Genomic DNA, 17498 nt, shown 5'->3' with positions numbered 1-17498 from the left:
GGGTCAACACCCCACAATGACGGGAGTGAAAAAAGACACGACAGCGCGCCCGGTGAAAACCGGGCGCGCTTCGTTTAGGCCATCACGCGATCCGCACTACTCCGAGTACTTGAACTCGGGCATGTTCTTCAGCTCGTCCTTGGTCGCATTGAACACGGCGTGATCCGGATACCACTTCGACGAGGACGACGCTGTGGTCGTGGTCGTCGTGGTCTTCTCGGTGCCGGTCGCAGCGCCGGTGGTCGTGGTCGCAGCCGGCCTGGTGCCCGGCGTCGCGCCGGTGCCGGCCGCGCCGGTATAGGCAACTGCCTCGTTGACGAATTTCAGCTTCTCATACGGCACCGCGACGAGATGCTCGCCCATGCCGAGGAAGCCGCCGACGCCGATGACCGCGATCTTCACGGCGCCGCTCTTGTCCATCAGCAGGTCGTTGATCGAGCCGATGCTCTCGTTGGCGTCGTTGTAGATCTTCAAGCCGGCCATTTTCGACGCGCGCCACTCGCCCGAAGCGGTCGTGGTGGTCGTCGTCGCGGTGGTGGCCGCGGTTGGCGACTTGTCGGTGGTGGCGGTGGGGTTTTGCGCAAACGCAACGGTCGCAAGCAAAGCGGTGCCGGCAAGACCGGCGGCGATCGATTTCATCAACATTGTTGTCCTCTCCTTCAGCAGAAAACGCATGTGGAGAGAACAGCCACGATCACTCGCAGTTCCTAAGCTGCGGCAATTTCGTCGCGCCATTATGGCGCTGCGTTGCGAGGAAAGTTCCTGTCGAGGAACGTGCGAGATGCACAGTTCCTCGCCGACGATCTTGCGCCCTGGGATGTAGCACGATCGCGGCGAGGAACGCGCCGACCCGCGTCGCTCAGGTCAGCTCTGGTAGTCGATCAGAAGCGCGGAGATGTCCGTGCTGCTTGAAGAGCTCGTCGTGCCGTTCGCACTGTAGGACGAGCTCGACGAGGACTGCGATTGCTGCAGGGCCTGGAGGAATTGCTCGAGGATTTTCGCCGTGCTGGAATCCGTCGAGCTGCTGCTCGTCGAGTCCGTCGACGACGAATCCGAAGACGAGCTGTCGTCCGAGGGCGGCGGTCCGGGCGGCGGGCCGCCTGCACCATGCGCGCCGCCGGGACCACCGGGCCCTTTGCCGAAGGCGGACTGAAACACGCCCTTCAGCTCGTCGGCCTGGACCGACGTCAGCGTCCCGTTCGAGACCTCGTTGGAGATGAGATCGTCGATCTTCGACTTCAGGCCGTCCTTGGACGGCTTGGTGCCGCTGGACTGATCGCTCGACTTGCTCTGCTGGAGCGACGTGTCGATGTCCTGCAGGGCGGTCGTGAGCGCGGACTGGTCCGAGGAGGAGATCGTCCCGTCGGATACTTCAGATTGCAATTCCTGCTGCAGCTTCTGCAGCGGCGACTGGTAATTACCGGCGGAGGCCGCCGAAATCGAGGTCATGAGTGCACCGTGGTTTTTGCGGGGTTTCGTACGCGACTGCCCCACGGTATGGTTAACGGGCTTAACGAGACCTTGCCGTATAACGACCCAGTCGTTGCGGGGTGTTGCGGAAATACATTCGGAAACAAACTGAAACAAAAATCTTCGCCTTTTGGCCCGAATCTTGGACAAACAAAGCGCATGGCCAACCTCTCTCCCAACATCCTGGTCGTCGAAGACGACCGCGAAACCCGGACGTTGATTGCGAAATATCTCCGCAACAACTCCTGCAACGTTACCGCTGTGAGCGACGGCCGCGAGATGTCGCGTGCCATGGCCGACCACCGCGTTGATCTCATCATCCTCGACGTCATGCTGCCGGGCGAGGACGGTCTCAGCCTGTGCCGCAAGGTGCGCTCGGAGGCACAGACGCCGATCATCATGCTGACCGCGCGCGGCGAGGACGTCGATCGCATCGTCGGCCTCGAGATGGGCGCGGACGATTATCTGCCGAAACCGTTCAACCCGCGCGAGCTGCTCGCCCGCATCAACGCGGTGCTGCGGCGCCAGGCCTCCGCACAGGCCGCGAGCTCGATCGAGGGCGCCTCCACGCTCGCCTTCGAAGGCTGGCGCATCGACCTGCGGCTGCGCGAGCTGCGCAATCCGGAAGGCGCGCGCGTTGCGGTGACCAGCGCCGAGTTCGACCTGCTCAGGACGTTCTGCGAGCGTCCCGGCCGCGTGCTGTCGCGTGACAGCCTGCTCGACCTCACGCAGGGCCGCAACACCGGCTCGTTCGAACGCTCGATCGACGTGCTGGTCAGCCGCATCCGCCGCAAGATCGAGCCCAATCCGGCCGATCCCACCATCATCAAGACAGTGCGCTCCGGCGGTTATTTGTTTACGCCCAGAACGGAAGCGGTTACGACGCCCCTGAGCAACTGACGGGGCGTTAAGACGATGAGGCCGTTCGGGTTCTTCCACCTCAAGGGCATCGGCGGGCAGATCGCCGCGCTGGTGCTGGCCTCGACCGTCGCGCTGCATCTCGTCGTCACCACCGCCTTCCTGATCAGCCGGCCCGATCGTCCGGACACGCCGCCGGACGGCGCTCCGCAATTGCTGGATGCGGCGCTGCTGCTCGGCTCGGCCAGGCCGGACGATCGGCCGCGTCTCGCCGCAGATATCGCGCGCGCCTTCCCGAAGCTCAACATCGAGATATCGGCGCCGGGCACGGCGACGGTGGTCGAGGACAGCGAAAGCCAGCACCTGCACGGGCTCCGCCGCCATCTCGGCCGCGGCTACAAGGTGGTGCAGCTCGCGCCGGAGGGCGATGCCCACCGCATTGGCGTGGTCTTGCCTGACGGCACCACGATCGCCGGCCATGTCGAGAACGGTCCGCGTCCCTGGTTCTGGGGCGCGCCATGGCTGGTGACGCTGATGACCGCGTTCATCTCCATCAGCGTGCTCGGCCTGTGGGCGGCACGTGCGCTGGCGACGCCGTTGTCGTCCTTTGCCAAGGCCGCCGAGGATTTCAGCCTCGACGGCACCTCCGAACCCCTGCCCGAGCGCGGCCCGGAGGAGATCCGCTCCGTGGCCCGCGCGCTCAACCGCATGCATGAGCGGATCGGGCGGCTGATGTCGGATCGCACCCGCATGCTGGCTGCGATCAGCCACGATCTGCGCACGCCGATCACGCGGCTGCGCCTGCGCGCCGAGTTCATCGAGGACGAGGGCAACCGCAAGCGCATGCTGATCGATCTCGACCAGATGCGCTCGATGCTGGAAAGCGTGCTGTCGCTGCTGCGCAACGACCGCAAGATCGAGGCGATCACGCTGGTCGACATCGCGAGCACGCTGCAGCTGATCGCCCACCAGTTCGGCGACATGGGCCATGTCGTGCACTATGACGGCCCGTCATCGGCGACCGCCGCGGCACGTCCCGACGATCTGCATCGCGGCGTCACCAATCTGGTCGAGAACGCGGTGCGCTTCGGCGCCGAGGTGACGATCCGCCTCGATGTAGACAGCACAAAACTCGTCATCGACGTCGAGGATGACGGCCCCGGCATTTCGGACGCGCGCAAGCAGGAGATGCTGGAGCCGTTCGTGCGCGGCGACGATGCGCGCACCATGGACGATTCCACCGGCTTCGGCCTCGGCCTGTCGATCGCGCGCGCGATCACGCTCGCCCATGGCGGCGAGCTGTCGCTGCACGACCGCCAGCCGCACGGGCTGATCGTGCGGATGCAATTGCCGGTGTGGCAGCAGCCGAGGCTTTCGGCGCAAGCCGCCGCTTAAGCCGCGAGCGGCGGATACGCGACTGCGGGCTCGTCGAAGATCGCGATCGCCTCGAAGCGATAGTTGCAGGCATGGCAAGTCCAGAGATAGGAGACCCGCCCCTCGCCCGGCTCGATCCAGTCGGGCTGCGCGATCGGCGCGCCGCACTGGGCACATGGGTTCTGTCGGGGAATGTCGCTGCCGTGGGTGTTGACCATGGTTGTTTTTGTCATGGCACCTCTCCCGTTTCGCAGGCGCTTCATACTCGCTTTCGAGGGCCCGCGCGACTAGACAGGCTTGCTGTCGCGACGCGCGTGTCCGCCTGAGGAACTCCTGCGCCAGCATTGAGTCGTAACCACGGCTCTGCGCCGCGAAATCGCGAGCGGCGGCGTTTGGCCACATCATCGCCGCGTTCGGGAGGCCTAACGGCAAACGGCGCAGGTCGCTTAAAAATTGCCACTCAGGACGTCCGGGATATCTGATGAAAATTTTACGCATCGCCGCGTTCGTCGCGGCCGGACTGGTGTCGCCGCAGGCCGCATTCGCGGGCCAGGCCGACTATACCGAGATGGTCGCCATGCATGCGCGCGCCAACGGCGTGCCGGAGGCGCTGGTGCATCGCGTCATCATGCGCGAGAGCCGCTATCAGCCTGGCCTGGTCGGCCGTGGCGGCGCGATCGGGATGATGCAGATCAAGCTCGCGACCGCCCGCGGCCTTGGCTACACCGGCGATGCCGCCGGCCTGCGCGACCCCAACACCAACCTCACCTATGCGGTCAAATATCTCGCCGGCGCCTATCACGCCGCCAACGGCGATCACGACCGCGCCGTGCGTTATTTCGCGGGCGGCTATTACTACGTTGCAAAGCACCAGCGCCAGCAGGCCATTCGACAGGCGAGCTTCGAGCCTCAACTCGAGCCAAACGGCAATCCGCAGCCGATGTTCGGCGCGCCGCCGCATCGCAAGCTCGCCCAGCACATCCGCAACGCGCGGGCGCAGGTTCCCGGGAACATGCGTTGACACCAGCCGTCACTAGCCTACATTAGAGCCGTTCCGAGGGGTGCTCCGAGGAGGAGCTGAGATACCGCTAAATGGGTCAGAAGGCCCAGGACCGCGGTGACCCTTTGAACCTGATCCGGGTCATGCCGGCGAAGGGACAGGGATGTTGCAGACGACCAAGCGACCGGAGTCTCCGGTATCCATCATCGGTGCAGGCATAGCCGGAGCCTGGCAGGCGCTGTTGTTCGCGCAGGCCGGCCATGCCGTGACGCTACACGAGCGCAGTGACGCAGGCATGACCGACGCCACCAGCCATTGGGCCGGCGGCATGCTCGCACCTTATTGCGAGGCGGAGGTCGCCGAGCCCATCATCAGCCGGCTCGGCCTGCGTTCGCTCGACATCTGGCGGCGCGAATTGCCGGACACCCCCTTCAACGGCTCGCTCGTCGTCGCCCATCCGCGCGAGCGCAACGATTTTGAGCGCTTTGCGCGGATGACCGAGGGCCATCGCCGGCTCGATGCAGCGGCCTTAGCCGCGCTCGAGCCGTCGCTGGAAGGCCGTTTCCGCGATGCACTGTTCTTCCCGACCGAAGGCCATGTCGAGCCGCGCCGCGTGTTGCCGAAACTGCACGCGCGCATCGTTGCGGCCGGCGGCACCATCAAGTTCGGCAGCGACGTTACCGCCAGCGATCTGGACGGAATCGTCATCGACTGCCGCGGCCTTGGCGCACGCGACGAGCAGCCCGAGTTGCGCGGCGTCAAGGGCGAGATGATTTTGATCGAGACCGGCGAGGTGCAGCTTTCGCGCCCGGTGCGGCTGATCCATCCGCGCTGGCCGCTCTACGTGATCCCGCGCGAGGACAATCTGTTCATGCTGGGCGCGACCTCGATCGAGGCCGAGGATACCGGCGTCAGCGTCCGCTCGGCGCTGGAGCTGCTGGGCGCCGCCTATGCCGTACATCCGGCCTTCGGCGAGGCCCGCATTGTCGAATTCGGTTCGGGCCTGCGCCCCGCGTATCCCGACAATCTGCCCCGCATCGGCGTGCGCGGCGGCAAGATCAGCGTCAACGGGCTCTACCGCCACGGCTTCCTGCTCGCGCCGGCGCTCGCCGAGCTGACGCTCCACTTCGTCGAGCGCGGCCAGATCGACAATGAGGTGATGCAATGCGCGTGATCGTGAACGGCGAACAGCGCGAGATCAATGCGGCCAGCGTCGACGCGCTGCTCAGCGAGCTCGACTACGAAGGCACGCATTTCGCCATCGCGCTCAATTACGACGTCGTGCCGAAAAGCCGCTGGGCCGAGACCCACCTGAAGGCCGGCGACGAGATCGAGATCATCACGCCGCGGCAGGGAGGGTGAGGACATGGTGACCTTCTACGGCAAAACCTTCGCCTCGCGCCTGCTCATCGGCAGCGCGCTCTACCCCTCGCCCGCCATCATGCAGGACGCGATCCGCGCCTCCGGTTCGAACATCGTCACGGTCTCGCTGCGGCGCGAATCCGCCGGCGGCAAGACCGGGGACGCATTCTGGAATCTCATCCGCGAGCTCGACGTCACCGTGCTGCCGAACACCGCCGGCTGCCGCAGCGTGCGCGAAGCCGTGACCACGGCAAAGCTCGCGCGCGAATTGTTCGGGACGTCCTGGATCAAGCTCGAAGTGATCGCCGACAACGACACGCTGCAGCCCGACGTCGTCGGCCTGGTCGAAGCCGCCGCCATCCTGATCAAGGACGGCTTTGAGGTATTCCCCTATTGCACGGAAGACCTCTCGGTCGCAAACCGGCTGGTCGATGCCGGCTGCAAGGTGGTGATGCCATGGGCCGCGCCGATCGGCAGCGCGAAAGGCATCACCAACCGCGACGCACTCAAGCTGATGCGCGAGCGGCTGCCCGATATCACGCTGGTGGTCGATGCCGGCATCGGCGCGCCCTCGCACGCGGCCGAGGCGCTTGAGCTCGGCTATGACGCCGTGCTGCTCAACACCGCGATCGCAAAGGCCGCGGACCCGATCGCGATGGCCAAGGCCTTCCGCCTCGGCTGTGATGCCGGCCGCACCGCGTTTGAAGCCGGGTTGATGAACGCCCGCGACTTCGCCTCCCCTTCCACCCCTGTCGTTGGGACCCCGTTCTGGCATGCCGTATCCTGATCGTTTTTATCCCGTCGTCGACAGCCTCGCCTGGGTCGAGCGCCTGACCAAGCTCGGCGTCGGCACGATTCAATTGCGCACGAAGGACCTCGACGACTCGCAGGCCCTGCAGATCGTCACCGATGCGCTGGCCATCACCAACGGCACGCAGGCCAAGCTGGTCGTGAACGACTATTGGCGCGCCGCGGTCGTCGCGGGCGCAAAATACCTGCATCTCGGCCAGGAAGATCTGGCGGAAGCCGACCTCAAGGCGATCCGCGAAGCCGGCCTCTCGCTCGGCGTCTCCACCCACGACGACGCCGAGCTTGAAACCGCGCTCGCGGCAAAACCCGATTACGTCGCGCTCGGCCCGATCTTCTTCACCACGCTGAAATCGATGCGCTTCGAACCGCAGGGCATTCCAAAGATCACGGAATGGAAGAAGCGCATCGGCAGCATCCCACTGGTCGCGATCGGCGGCATCAAGTTCGAGCACGCCGCGGAGATCTTTGCGGCGGGCGCCGATTCCATCGCCGTCGTCAGCGACGTCACCCAGAACGCCGACCCGGATGCCCGCGTGCGGCAATGGCTCGGCCAATCCGCGGAGGCGGCGTGATGCGCCTCGCTCTCTTCACTCGTCATTGCGAGCGAAGCGAAGCAATCAAGAGTCTCTCCGCAGAGACAGTCTGGATTGCTTCGTCGCAAGTGCTCCTCGCAATGACGGAGCAAGAATTCACCGCCGTCGCCCAGACGCACACACCACAGAATTAAACCGGAGGATCCCATGAACATCCGCTCCAACCCCGACAAGACCGTCCCCGCCGTCACCACCGGCCCGCTGCCGTCCTCGCGAAAGATCTTCGCGTCGCCCGACGCCGCGCCGGATATCCGCGTGCCCCTGCGCGAGATCATTCTCTCCGAGGGCGCTGGCGAGCCGAACCTGCCGGTGTACGACACCTCGGGCCCCTACACCGATCCGTCCGTCACCATCGACGTCAATGCCGGCCTCGCACGCGGCCGCAAACAGTGGGTGCTGGAGCGCGGCGGCGTCGAGGAATATCAGGGCCGGCAGATCAAGCCGGAGGACAATGGCAGCGTCTCCACCGACAACGCCGCGCGTTCCTTCGCCGCCTATCACCAGCCGCTGCGCGGCCTCGACGGCCACAAGATCACCCAGCTCGAATTCGCCCGCGCCGGCATCATCACCAAGGAGATGATCTACGTCGCCGCCCGCGAAAACCTCGGCCGCAAAGAGCAGCTCGAGCGCGCGGAAGCAGCGCTTGCCGATGGCGAGAGCTTCGGCGCCGAAGTCCCGGCTTTCATCACCCCGGAGTTCGTCCGCTCCGAGATCGCGCGCGGCCGCGCCATCATTCCCTGCAACATCAACCACTCCGAGCTCGAGCCGATGATCATCGGCCGCAACTTCCTCACCAAGATCAACGCCAATATCGGCAACTCGGCGGTGACCTCGTCGGTCGAGGAAGAGGTCGAGAAGATGGTGTGGGCGATCCGCTGGGGCGCCGACACAGTGATGGACCTCTCGACGGGCCGCAACATCCACACCACCCGCGAATGGATCTTGCGCAACGCGCCGGTGCCGATCGGCACCGTTCCCATTTATCAGGCGCTGGAGAAGTGCAACGGCGACCCGGTGCAGCTGACCTGGGAGCTCTACAAGGACACGCTGATCGAGCAGTGCGAGCAGGGCGTCGACTATTTCACCATCCACGCCGGCGTACGCCTGCAATACATCCACCTCACCGCCAGCCGCGTCACCGGCATCGTCTCGCGCGGCGGCTCGATCATGGCGAAGTGGTGCCTGGCGCATCACAAGGAGAGCTTCCTCTATACTCATTTCGACGAGATCTGCGACCTCATGCGCAAGTATGACGTCTCGTTCTCGCTCGGCGATGGCCTGCGTCCGGGCTCGATCGCGGACGCCAACGACCGTGCGCAGTTCGCCGAACTCGAGACGCTCGGCGAGCTGACCAAAATTGCGTGGGACAAGGGCTGCCAGGTGATGATCGAGGGCCCCGGCCACGTGCCGATGCACAAGATCAAGATCAACATGGACAAGCAGCTCAAGGAGTGCGGCGAAGCGCCGTTCTACACCCTCGGGCCCCTGACCACCGACATCGCGCCGGGCTATGACCACATCACGTCAGGCATCGGTGCGGCCATGATCGGCTGGTTCGGCTGCGCCATGCTCTGCTACGTCACGCCGAAGGAGCATCTTGGGCTACCCGACCGCAACGACGTCAAGGTCGGCGTCATCACCTACAAGATCGCCGCCCACGCCTCCGATCTCGCCAAGGGCCACCCCGCCGCTCAGCTCCGCGACGACGCCCTCTCCCGCGCCCGTTTCGACTTCCGCTGGAGCGACCAGTTCAACCTCGGCCTCGATCCCGACACCGCAAAAAACTTCCACGACGAGACCCTGCCGAAAGAAGCCCACAAGGTCGCGCATTTCTGCTCAATGTGCGGCCCGAAATTCTGCTCGATGAAGATCACGCAGGACGTGCGGGACTATGCAGCGACGCTGAACGATCCGAACTCGATCGGCATGTCCATGAGCGGCACCGCCGAGGACGGCATGAAGCAGATGAGCGCGAAGTTCAAGGAGATGGGCTCAAGCGTGTATCTGGATGCGGAGAAGGTGAAGGAGAGCAACAAGGCGCTTTCCTGAGAGATCTCGTCGCCTATTCGAGCGAGAGGCCGGGCAACTAGCCCGGCCTTGTTGTTAGTTCATCGCGTCGAAATGAAATCATTTCTCCCTCGTCGTGCCCCCCGGGCTTGACAAGGGCATCCATAAAGCCGGGTGAATGCCCGGCTTTCTTCATTCGAACATCTTCATCTGGGGCATTCCATTCGTATGCAATCTTAGCTAGAATTAATCCATTTTCGTCGTATTGGATGGAGCGTGCCATGACTGCAGAATGCAAGCTATTTTCCTCGCTCTTGCATGATCTCGTAGAATCTTCGGCGTTCGCCCTGCTAAACTCGTCCGCTCAAGTTGATATCGAATCCATCGGTTGGGATGTTGTCCCCGCGGGCGTCAAAAATCAGGCTCTCGGCATGGGAGCAAACCTGATGAACGGGATTAGCCAAGTTCGAGCTGCAACCGTCGGAGGGTGGGACATACAATGCAATCTCATCCAGATAGTTAGTCCTGGGAAGACATGGTGCGTCATTCTTGCCAAGACATTCGATCCCATCTCTCTGCAAAAGATTGCGCGAGAAGATGCTGGGCCGATCTATCCCTATTAGAGCAGTGACGTGGCAAGCGTAGCCCGGATGAGCGAAGCGACATCCGGGATCGACAGTTGCCCCGCATGTCGCTGTCGCTCATGCGGGCTACGGAGTCGCACCGAGCGCAACGTCAGCTCAGCTCAACGACGCAAGCTCCCGCGCAAGGTTGTCGCGCGCCGTCCGGTCATATTTCGCGGCGAAGCCACCATCGGGATAGATGACCGTGCGGGCGGCGAACTGACGCAACACCCGGGCACGGCCGGCGCGATAGTCGCTGTCGCTGACGTGGATGAATTCCTGTCGGATCGCAGCCGCATACGCGTCGTAGCGCGCGGGCGCTGCGCCGAGAATGCTGAGGTCGATCGAGATCAGGATCGCGCCGAGGCGATCGTCCGCTTGGACCGCATGCGTCTTGGTGAGGCGGATCAGGCGGCCCACCTCATCGCGAAGATCGGCGCGGATGTTCCTCTCGGCCAGCTGCGCGCTGAGCTCTTCATTGTCCGATCGGGTCGGATCGTAAACGATGTCATGCCACCAGATCGCCTCCGACAGGATTTCACGCTCGGCTGCCGAGATCCCTTCCACTCGTGCGAGCGCAGCGAGACAGTCCTCGATGTGCGAGAGGTTGTGATAGTGGCGGCCGGGCGCCGCATAGGCGGCGGCCAGTTCCTCGCGGTTCGTCGGCACGGCCTTAATCCTCGAACAACTCCTTGAACAGCGCCTTCGCCCGTTCGAGTCCCTCCTGGGTGAACACCACCGACTTTACCTTGCCAACGGGATCATCAATCATTCCCTTGTCATGCAGGCGGCCGAGCACATCCCAGTCGAAGCCCTTCCACGCTCGATAGTCATCGTGCAGAGTCAGATAGAGCAAGGCCAATGCCGCGTCATCGATTTTGTCCTTGCTGACGGCCATCGTAAACCTCCCGCGTGACGTTGGGACTATCCTATTCGGCATTATGCAATCCGCAATGGTTCCCTCCAACGCGCCATATGCAATCCAATTGAGCGAGCTGATTGGTCTCACCGAAATGCCCGTGCCCACTCTCCAACGCCTCCCCGACCAGCTCCGCCCCAACCTCCGCCTCGTCTTCGTCGGCACCGCCGCCAGCACCCGCTCGGCCGAACTCGGGCACTACTACGCCCATCCCGACAACCGCTTCTGGCGCGCGATCCATGAGGCCGGGATCACGCCGCGACGCTATCAGCCGGGCGAGTTCGCTTCGCTGATCGAGCTTGGGATCGGCTTCACCGATCTCTCCAAGTCGGGTGCGGGGATGGATCATCAGATCGAGGCCGCATCGATCGACGTGTTGGGGTTCAGGGCAAAGATGGAAAAATATCGGCCAAGGACGATTGCGTTCACAAGCAAGAAGGCGGCGAGCTTGTTTTACGGCCGGCCGTCGAGCAGCATTGCGCTGGGGCGGCAGCCGCGGGATGAGAGTTTGCCGGAGATTTTTGTGTTGCCGTCGCCGTCCGGTGCGGCGTCCGGGCATTGGACGCTGGAGCCGTGGCGGGATCTGGCGGATTGGATCGCTGTGCTGAACGTTCAACATCCACAGACCTCATCCTGAGGAGACCGCGAAGCGGTCGTCTCGAAGGATGGCCGCGGGTGAGATACGGGGCCTGCATGGTTCGAGACGGCGCTTCGCGCCTCCTCACCATGAGGAGGAGCACCGTCAGCTTCGTAGGATGGGCAAAAGGCGCTCTTGCGCCGTCCCCACCATCACTCCTCAAATCCGGTAGGACGGTAGGCACGCTTGCGCTTTGCCTACCCTACGGCGCTGTCGGAATCCGCCCCGCTCGTTCGTCCTCTGGATCCAAAGCGCCATCACCCCGGAGACCCCGCATGCCCACCATCACCGCCTTCGCAAACTCGCCCGACCGCGGCAGGGGACAGGCGCGCGACATGCGGGTGCGCTGGGCGCTCGAGGAGGTGGGGCAGCCCTATGACGTTCGCCTGGTGTCGTTCGAGGCGATGAAGCAGCCGTCGCATCTCGCCCTGCATCCGTTCGGGCAAATCCCGACCTTCGAGGACGGCGATCTCGCACTGTTCGAGACCGGCGCGATCGTGCTCCATATCGCCGAGCATCATGACGGATTGCTGCCGGCCGAGCCGAACGCCAGGGCGCGCGCCATCGCGTGGATGTTTGCCGCGCTCAACACGATGGAGCCGCCGATTGTCGAGCTCGGGATGGCGATGCTGTTTGAACGCGACAGGAGCTGGCATGACGAGCGCCTGCCTGTCCTCCAGAATAGCGTCCGCGTCCGGCTCGACGAATTGTCCCGCCATCTCGGTGGGGCCGACTGGCTCGACGGCGCATTTTGCGCCGGCGATCTCCTGATGGTGACGGTGCTGCGCAGGCTGAACGCATCGCGCATCCTCGACGGCTATCCGACCCTCTCGTCCTATGTCGCCCGCGGTGAAGCGCGCCCGGCCTTCCGCCGCGCGTTCGATGCGCAGCTGGCGGTTTTCACGGCGGCGTCGACGAGTTAAGCCCGCCACACCCACCGCCCTCATCCTGAGGAGACCGCGAAGCGGTCGTCTCGAAGGATGGCCGCGGGCGAGATCGGGGCCTGCATGGTTCGAGACGGCGCTTCGCGCCTCCTCATCATGAGGAGTTAGAGCACGCGCCGCCGCCCTACAGATCGAAATTGGTCGGCAGCATGACCACGTCGCGGATGGTCATGCCGCGCGGCCGGGTCAGCATGAACATCACCACGGTAGCCACTTCACTGGCCTCCAGCAGGCTGCCCGAGTCCCTGGCTTCCTGCAGCTTCTCAGGTGGCCAGTCCGCGAGCAGCGAGGTCACGACCGGGCCGGGCGAGATCGAGCCGACGCGAATGCCGTGCTTGAAGACCTGGCGCCGCACCGTCTGGACGAAGCAGTTGATCGCCCATTTGGACGACGCATAGACCGGCTCCCACGGCGTCGGAAAATGCGCCGCCAGCGAACTCGTGACGATGATGTCGCCGGTCCGTCGCGCGATCATGTGCGGCAGCACGTCGTGCACGTTCTTCATCACGACGTTGACATTCAGGTTCAGCATCCGGTCGATCGCCATATTGTCGGCATCGATGAGATCGCCGCCGACATAGGTGCCCGCATTGGCATGCAGGATGTCGAGCTGCCCTGCCTTCTCCAGGACGCGCGGCAGCAGCGTTGCGCAGTCCTTGGGATCCAGCAGATCGACGACCAGCGGGATCACCGCGTCGCCATGCTTGCTGCCGAGCGCCTTCAGCGCGGCCTCATCGCGGTCGACCATCACCACGCGCGCGCCCGCGGCCAGCATTGCTTCAGTGCTCGCCAGCCCGATGCCCGACGCGGCCCCGGTCACGGCGGCAATTTTGCCTGCCAATTCGTTTCCCATGAGATCACCATTCTGCTGAGGTCGGCAGTATAGCGACCCAGGGCTAACGGGCGAAGTGGATCGCTGCGCAGGGTGGGCTGGCGCAGCCCACCGGGGCCTCCCGTTTGCAACATTTTCCCGGAATAGGAACTTTGACGGACAGAGGAGATTGACGCCGGCAAATGTGATGGAGGCGACAATGAACGGTTTGATTTACCTCGTGGGCTTGGTCGTGGTGATCCTCGCTGTGCTGTCCTTTTTCGGCCTACGCTGAGCAAGGATGATGGAAATGTCCATGGAAAGTCTTCCCCCGGCACCGCGCGCCGATATCGAGGCGTACCGCGCCGATCGCGGGCCGCGATATCTGCAATGGTCGCCGATTCTGCTCGGCGCGTTTGCGGCAACGGCGCTGTCGTTTGTCCTGGTGACATTCGGCGCCAGCGTCGGGCTGGGCGTCACGTCCGCTTCGCCGACCTGGCGCGACGCCTCCGCGGCGTTGTGGATCCTGTCCGGCATTTACCTGATCCTGCAGGCGATCCTCAGCTTCGGGTTGGGCGGCTATGTCACCGGCTGGGTTCGAACACCGGCCGCCCCGGGAGGCCCCGTGGAGCACACCGAGCAGGTGGATGGCCTGCATGGGTTGGCGGTCTGGGCCCTGGCCGTTGTGATGGGCGCGATCCTCGCCACGCTGCTGGGTGCGGCGACCTTGTCGCGCAATCCTGCAGGCGCGACGTCGGCGCGGACGAGCGCCGCCGAGCCGTTGCTGAGCTATGAACTGGACCGGCTTTACCGCGCCGGGCGCCGGGCCCCCACGACCGATCTCAGTTCGGAACGCGCTGAAGCGGGCCGCATCCTGCTCACATCGTCAAGCCATGACGGCATGAGCACGGACGACAGGAGTTACCTGATCCAGCAAGTCGCCGGCGCAACCGGCCTCGCGGCGACCGACGCCGAACGCCGGGTCGACACCGTCATTGCCAACGCCAAGACCGCGATCGCGCGATCCCGGCGGAGCACGATCATCCTGGCGTTCTCGGTGGCAACAGCCATTCTGCTCGGCGCCATCGCGGCCTGGGCGGCGGCGTGCGCGGGTGGCAGGCATCGCGACGGCGAGCCGCTGCCGCAATGGATGGTCCATTCGAATTCGTTGGACCGGCGGCGAACCGTGTTGCCATAAGGATGAGGTTCGGATGTAAAATGCCGGCGCGACGAGCGCCGGCATGACTGTCGCCCTCACCCCGCATACGCCTTGTCCAACTCCGCGATCACGATCTTCTGCATCCCCATCATCGCCTGCATGACGCGGTTGGCCTTGGTCCGATCGGCATCGCCGAGATATCGGCCGAGCGCTGATGGCACCACCTGCCAGGACAGCCCAAACTTATCCTTCAGCCAGCCGCAGCGGGATTCCTCGCCGCCGTCGGCGGTGAGGCGGCTCCAGAAATAATCCACCTCGTCCTGCGTCTCGACGCTGATGAAGAACGACACGGCCTCGTTGAAGCGGTATTGCGGCCCGCCATTGAGTGCGTTGAAGCGCTGCCCTTCGAGCTCGAACACCGCCATGAAGTCGCTGACGGTCTCGACCTTCGCATTGGGGAACACCGATTTGTAGAAGGCGACAGCTTCCGGAACGTTGTTGTCGAACCAGAGAAACGGCGTGATGGAGGTCATATGCGCTATCCTTTGCCTCGAACCGGACGCGCACACGCGCGCCGTCGCTCGAAGGACGAACGCGCGGGCGATAATCCGACAGGCGGAATAGCACTTTTTCGACCCTGAGAGGCGCGGCCTCAGCCAAACGAATGATATCTGGCATCCTCCGATCGATCGACGTCGCGTGCGGACTATTGCAAGGGCGTGATGGCGGCGATACCACTTGGGGTGGAAGAACGTGGGACGGAACAGCCGAGCCTCAACCGGCGCACTTCATGTCGAGGAAGCCACTGCTGTGAGCGACGATCTCTCCGGTGCCTGGGACGGCACATACATCCAACCCGGCACGGGAATGGTCACGTTCACCGCGACGCTGGTCGAGGCCGGCGGCGCGATCGAAGGCCACGTCACCGAACCCTGCTCGAATCCGCGCTGCCCGGTGCGAACCCACAGCGCCTCGATCACGGGCCATCGCGCCGGCAGCGTCGTGTCGTTCGTCAAACGCTATGAGCCGCCGGGCTACGGCTTCGACATTGTCCAGTACGACGGCATCATGAACGGAGAGGCGACCGAGATCGACGGGCGCTGGCAGCTGCCGGGCACATCAGGATCGTTCCTGATGATCCGCTCCAGCAAGCGAGCGCAGGCGAGCACCACCGCCGACCAGGTGCCAACACGTTGATGGCGCGTTGAGATTGATTGACTCGACGCGAGCCCGGAAACCGGTCACCTCTCCCGTAGGGAGAGGTGGTCGACAGCCGATGGAGCTTGATTTCGTCAACCACGAACCAGGAGCGAGATGTCAATGCTGACCCTCTATTCCTATCCGCAATTGTTCGGCGTCGCCGACAACAACGGCTACGGGCTCAAGGTCTACGCGTTCCTGAAGCTCGCGGGCGTGCCGTTCGTGCACGAGCACGTGTTCGATGCCTCCGCCGCCCCACGCGGGCAGCTTCCTTACATCGTCGAAGACGGCGAGACTATCGGCGACAGCGAGACGATCATCGCGCACGCGATCGCAAAGTATCATCTGACCATCGATGCCGCGCTGTCGCCGGCGCAGCGCCGCACCCATCATCTCGTCACGCGCATGCTCGACGATCTCTACTGGGTGATGTCCTATTCGCGCTGGAAGGACGAACGCTATTATCCGGCGTTTCGCGACGGTTTCATCGCGCAGCACCCGCAGATCGACGCTGATGGCTTCGAGAAGGCGAAGGCCTATAATGCGCAGCGCTATCACTACCAGGGCATCGGCCGCTACACGCCCGAGCAGGCTTACGCGCGGGGGCTTGCCGATCTGCAGGTGCTGGCCGAGATCGTGCCGGCGAACGGCTTTGTGGATGGCGAGCGGCCGACCAGCTGTGATGCCGGCATCTACGGCTTCATCGCGAATATCTATTATTTCCCGATCCCGACGCCGTTGAAGGCATTCGTCGATGCGCAGAAGAACCTCGTCGCGCATTGCGAGCGGGTTCATGCGATGGTGAGCGTGTAATCGGTTCCGTCATTGCGAGCGTAGCGAAGCAATCCAGAATCTTTCCGCGGCGACGGTCTGGATTGCTTCGCTGCGCTCGCAATGACGATGTTGATGCAGCGCGCTCCTACCGCATCGTGATCGCAAGCCCGCTCAGATCCGCATTGGCCATCAACCCGGTCTGGTAGCCCGACAGCTCCAGCACCGCGCCCTTCTGGTTGGTGAGTACGATGGCGCGGGCGCCGCGGCCGACGGCGAGGCCGGCACCGGCAGCGCCATAGACGCCGGCGACATCGGAGGGACGGTTGATGTTGGAGACGCGGCCGCGCAGCACGGTCTTGGAGCCGCCGAAGACGAGACCGTAATCAAGCCCGCCGGTCGAAAGCGAATAGGCGCGGCCGCGGAAGTTCAGCACGCCCGAGCCACCCGAACCACCAATGATCCAGCCCGCCTTGTAGATCGTCAGCACCACGGTGCCGCCATCGGCCAGCGCCGCGGTCGAGAGGCCGGCCAACGCGGCAATGGCGACCAGCGCGGCACGCAAGGTGGAAGCAATCTTCATGGGGCGTCTCCGGGGGCTATTTTTCAAGGGGAAAGCGAATCAGATGCTGCAATCTATCCGATCGATCGCGGCGGCAACATGATGGGGATGGCGCGCACGGTGCACTCCCTCGCCCCGTTCTTACGGGGAGAGGGTTGGGGTGAGGGGCCGCTTCGGCAATGGAGGTAGCAGTCGGACTCGCGAAAGGTCCTCATTCTCCGTCATTGCGAGCGAAGCGAAGCAATCCAGGATCTTTCCGCCGAGACAATCTGGATTGCTTCGCTGCGCTCGCAATGACAGGTAGATGGATTCCGGCCTCTCCCGCCAGCGGGCCGCGCGGGTAGAGGCGCACACCCACGCATCCCACCGTGCCATCCTGCCCCTGTTTTGCCCGACCA

General features: G+C 64.1%; 22 protein-coding genes and 1 riboswitch. Of the genes, 14 read left to right on the top strand and 8 right to left on the bottom strand.

Features of this window, described 5'->3' with window-relative positions:
• Positions 1–96 precede the first annotated feature (96 nt).
• Both FXB40_RS29915 and FXB40_RS29910 read right to left on the bottom strand, forming a co-directional pair.
• Positions 97–645: a PRC-barrel domain-containing protein gene (locus FXB40_RS29915; RefSeq protein ID WP_148775704.1), complete on the bottom strand. Its 549-nt coding sequence runs from the start codon at positions 643–645 to the stop codon at positions 97–99.
• A 219-nt stretch (positions 646–864) separates the two neighbouring features.
• Positions 865–1449 (bottom strand): hypothetical protein, encoded by a 585-nt coding sequence (locus tag FXB40_RS29910; protein ID WP_187437235.1) that lies wholly within the window; start codon positions 1447–1449, stop codon positions 865–867.
• A gap of 180 nt (positions 1450–1629) precedes the next feature.
• Here FXB40_RS29910 and FXB40_RS29905 point away from each other — a divergent pair, with 180 nt between their 5' ends.
• Both FXB40_RS29905 and FXB40_RS29900 read left to right on the top strand, forming a co-directional pair.
• Positions 1630–2370, top strand: coding sequence for a response regulator (locus FXB40_RS29905; RefSeq protein WP_148775703.1), 741 nt, complete (start codon positions 1630–1632; stop codon positions 2368–2370).
• Positions 2371–2385: 15 nt separating this feature from the next.
• Positions 2386–3723 (top strand): ATP-binding protein, encoded by a 1338-nt coding sequence (locus tag FXB40_RS29900; protein WP_148775702.1) that lies wholly within the window; start codon positions 2386–2388, stop codon positions 3721–3723.
• Here FXB40_RS29900 and FXB40_RS29895 read toward each other — a convergent pair.
• Entirely contained in the window at positions 3720–3935 is a 216-nt protein-coding gene (locus FXB40_RS29895; protein ID WP_187437234.1) for a hypothetical protein, read from the bottom strand. The two genes, FXB40_RS29900 and FXB40_RS29895, sit on opposite strands and share 4 nt — an antisense overlap.
• Before the next feature lie 248 nt (positions 3936–4183).
• Here FXB40_RS29895 and FXB40_RS29890 point away from each other — a divergent pair, with 248 nt between their 5' ends.
• The 7 genes from FXB40_RS29890 to FXB40_RS29860 all read left to right on the top strand — a co-directional run bounded on the left by FXB40_RS29890 (position 4184) and on the right by FXB40_RS29860 (position 10097).
• On the top strand, positions 4184–4723 hold the full coding sequence (locus FXB40_RS29890; RefSeq protein WP_148775700.1) for a lytic transglycosylase domain-containing protein: 540 nt from the start codon (positions 4184–4186) through the stop codon (positions 4721–4723).
• Between the two features lie 26 nt (positions 4724–4749).
• Positions 4750–4878, top strand: a riboswitch (TPP riboswitch).
• A complete protein-coding gene (locus FXB40_RS29885; RefSeq protein WP_148775699.1) occupies positions 4866–5876 on the top strand; it encodes an FAD-dependent oxidoreductase in 1011 nt (336 codons plus the stop codon). It overlaps the preceding riboswitch by 13 nt.
• The gene (gene thiS / locus FXB40_RS29880; RefSeq protein WP_140480916.1) at positions 5867–6064 is read left to right on the top strand and encodes a sulfur carrier protein ThiS; all 198 of its coding nucleotides are present in this window, start codon (positions 5867–5869) and stop codon (positions 6062–6064) included. The genes FXB40_RS29885 and thiS overlap by 10 nt, the downstream gene beginning before the upstream one ends.
• A 4-nt stretch (positions 6065–6068) precedes the next feature.
• Positions 6069–6851, top strand: a complete 783-nt coding sequence (locus FXB40_RS29875; RefSeq protein ID WP_148775698.1) for a thiazole synthase — start codon at positions 6069–6071, stop codon at positions 6849–6851.
• Positions 6838–7446: a thiamine phosphate synthase gene (locus FXB40_RS29870; protein ID WP_148775697.1), complete on the top strand. Its 609-nt coding sequence runs from the start codon at positions 6838–6840 to the stop codon at positions 7444–7446. The genes FXB40_RS29875 and FXB40_RS29870 overlap by 14 nt, the downstream gene beginning before the upstream one ends.
• A gap of 168 nt (positions 7447–7614) precedes the next feature.
• A complete protein-coding gene (thiC, locus tag FXB40_RS29865) occupies positions 7615–9516 on the top strand; it encodes a phosphomethylpyrimidine synthase ThiC (RefSeq protein WP_148775696.1) in 1902 nt (633 codons plus the stop codon).
• Positions 9517–9755: 239 nt separating this feature from the next.
• On the top strand, positions 9756–10097 hold the full coding sequence (locus FXB40_RS29860) for a hypothetical protein (protein WP_148775695.1): 342 nt from the start codon (positions 9756–9758) through the stop codon (positions 10095–10097).
• A gap of 117 nt (positions 10098–10214) precedes the next feature.
• Here the strand turns inward: FXB40_RS29860 and FXB40_RS29855 are convergent, their stop codons facing one another.
• Positions 10215–10766, bottom strand: coding sequence for an HD domain-containing protein (locus FXB40_RS29855; protein ID WP_148775694.1), 552 nt, complete (start codon positions 10764–10766; stop codon positions 10215–10217).
• Positions 10767–10770: 4 nt separating this feature from the next.
• Complete coding sequence (locus FXB40_RS29850) at positions 10771–10995, bottom strand: DUF6429 family protein (RefSeq protein WP_148775693.1); 225 nt, start codon at positions 10993–10995, stop codon at positions 10771–10773.
• A gap of 115 nt (positions 10996–11110) precedes the next feature.
• Between FXB40_RS29850 and FXB40_RS29845 the strand changes: the two genes are divergently transcribed.
• Positions 11111–11653 carry a mismatch-specific DNA-glycosylase gene (locus FXB40_RS29845; RefSeq protein WP_148775860.1) on the top strand — a complete coding sequence of 181 codons (543 nt, stop codon included), beginning with the start codon at positions 11111–11113 and terminating at the stop codon, positions 11651–11653.
• A gap of 275 nt (positions 11654–11928) precedes the next feature.
• On the top strand, positions 11929–12576 hold the full coding sequence (locus FXB40_RS29840) for a glutathione S-transferase family protein (protein ID WP_148775692.1): 648 nt from the start codon (positions 11929–11931) through the stop codon (positions 12574–12576).
• 145 nt (positions 12577–12721) lie between these two features.
• On the opposite strand, the gene FXB40_RS29835 is transcribed toward FXB40_RS29840, so the two are convergent.
• Positions 12722–13450, bottom strand: coding sequence for an SDR family oxidoreductase (locus FXB40_RS29835; protein ID WP_148775691.1), 729 nt, complete (start codon positions 13448–13450; stop codon positions 12722–12724).
• Positions 13451–13718: 268 nt separating this feature from the next.
• Here FXB40_RS29835 and FXB40_RS29830 point away from each other — a divergent pair, with 268 nt between their 5' ends.
• Positions 13719–14606 (top strand): hypothetical protein, encoded by an 888-nt coding sequence (locus FXB40_RS29830; protein WP_148775690.1) that lies wholly within the window; start codon positions 13719–13721, stop codon positions 14604–14606.
• A gap of 56 nt (positions 14607–14662) precedes the next feature.
• On the opposite strand, the gene FXB40_RS29825 is transcribed toward FXB40_RS29830, so the two are convergent.
• Positions 14663–15100: a VOC family protein gene (locus tag FXB40_RS29825; RefSeq protein WP_148775689.1), complete on the bottom strand. Its 438-nt coding sequence runs from the start codon at positions 15098–15100 to the stop codon at positions 14663–14665.
• Positions 15101–15377: 277 nt separating this feature from the next.
• On the opposite strand from FXB40_RS29825, the gene FXB40_RS29820 reads away from it, so the two are divergent.
• Both FXB40_RS29820 and FXB40_RS29815 read left to right on the top strand, forming a co-directional pair.
• Positions 15378–15764: a hypothetical protein gene (locus tag FXB40_RS29820; RefSeq protein WP_148775688.1), complete on the top strand. Its 387-nt coding sequence runs from the start codon at positions 15378–15380 to the stop codon at positions 15762–15764.
• A gap of 123 nt (positions 15765–15887) precedes the next feature.
• Positions 15888–16580: a glutathione S-transferase family protein gene (locus FXB40_RS29815; protein ID WP_148775859.1), complete on the top strand. Its 693-nt coding sequence runs from the start codon at positions 15888–15890 to the stop codon at positions 16578–16580.
• A gap of 106 nt (positions 16581–16686) precedes the next feature.
• On the opposite strand, the gene FXB40_RS29810 is transcribed toward FXB40_RS29815, so the two are convergent.
• A complete protein-coding gene (locus tag FXB40_RS29810; RefSeq protein ID WP_148775687.1) occupies positions 16687–17121 on the bottom strand; it encodes a hypothetical protein in 435 nt (144 codons plus the stop codon).
• Positions 17122–17498: the final 377 nt, after the last annotated feature.

This window comes from Bradyrhizobium rifense, from assembly GCF_008123425.1.
GTDB classification, from domain to species: domain Bacteria; phylum Pseudomonadota; class Alphaproteobacteria; order Rhizobiales; family Xanthobacteraceae; genus Bradyrhizobium; species Bradyrhizobium rifense.
Note: the sequence above shows the minus strand (reverse complement) of the source record. Positions and strands in the feature narration are given on the sequence as shown.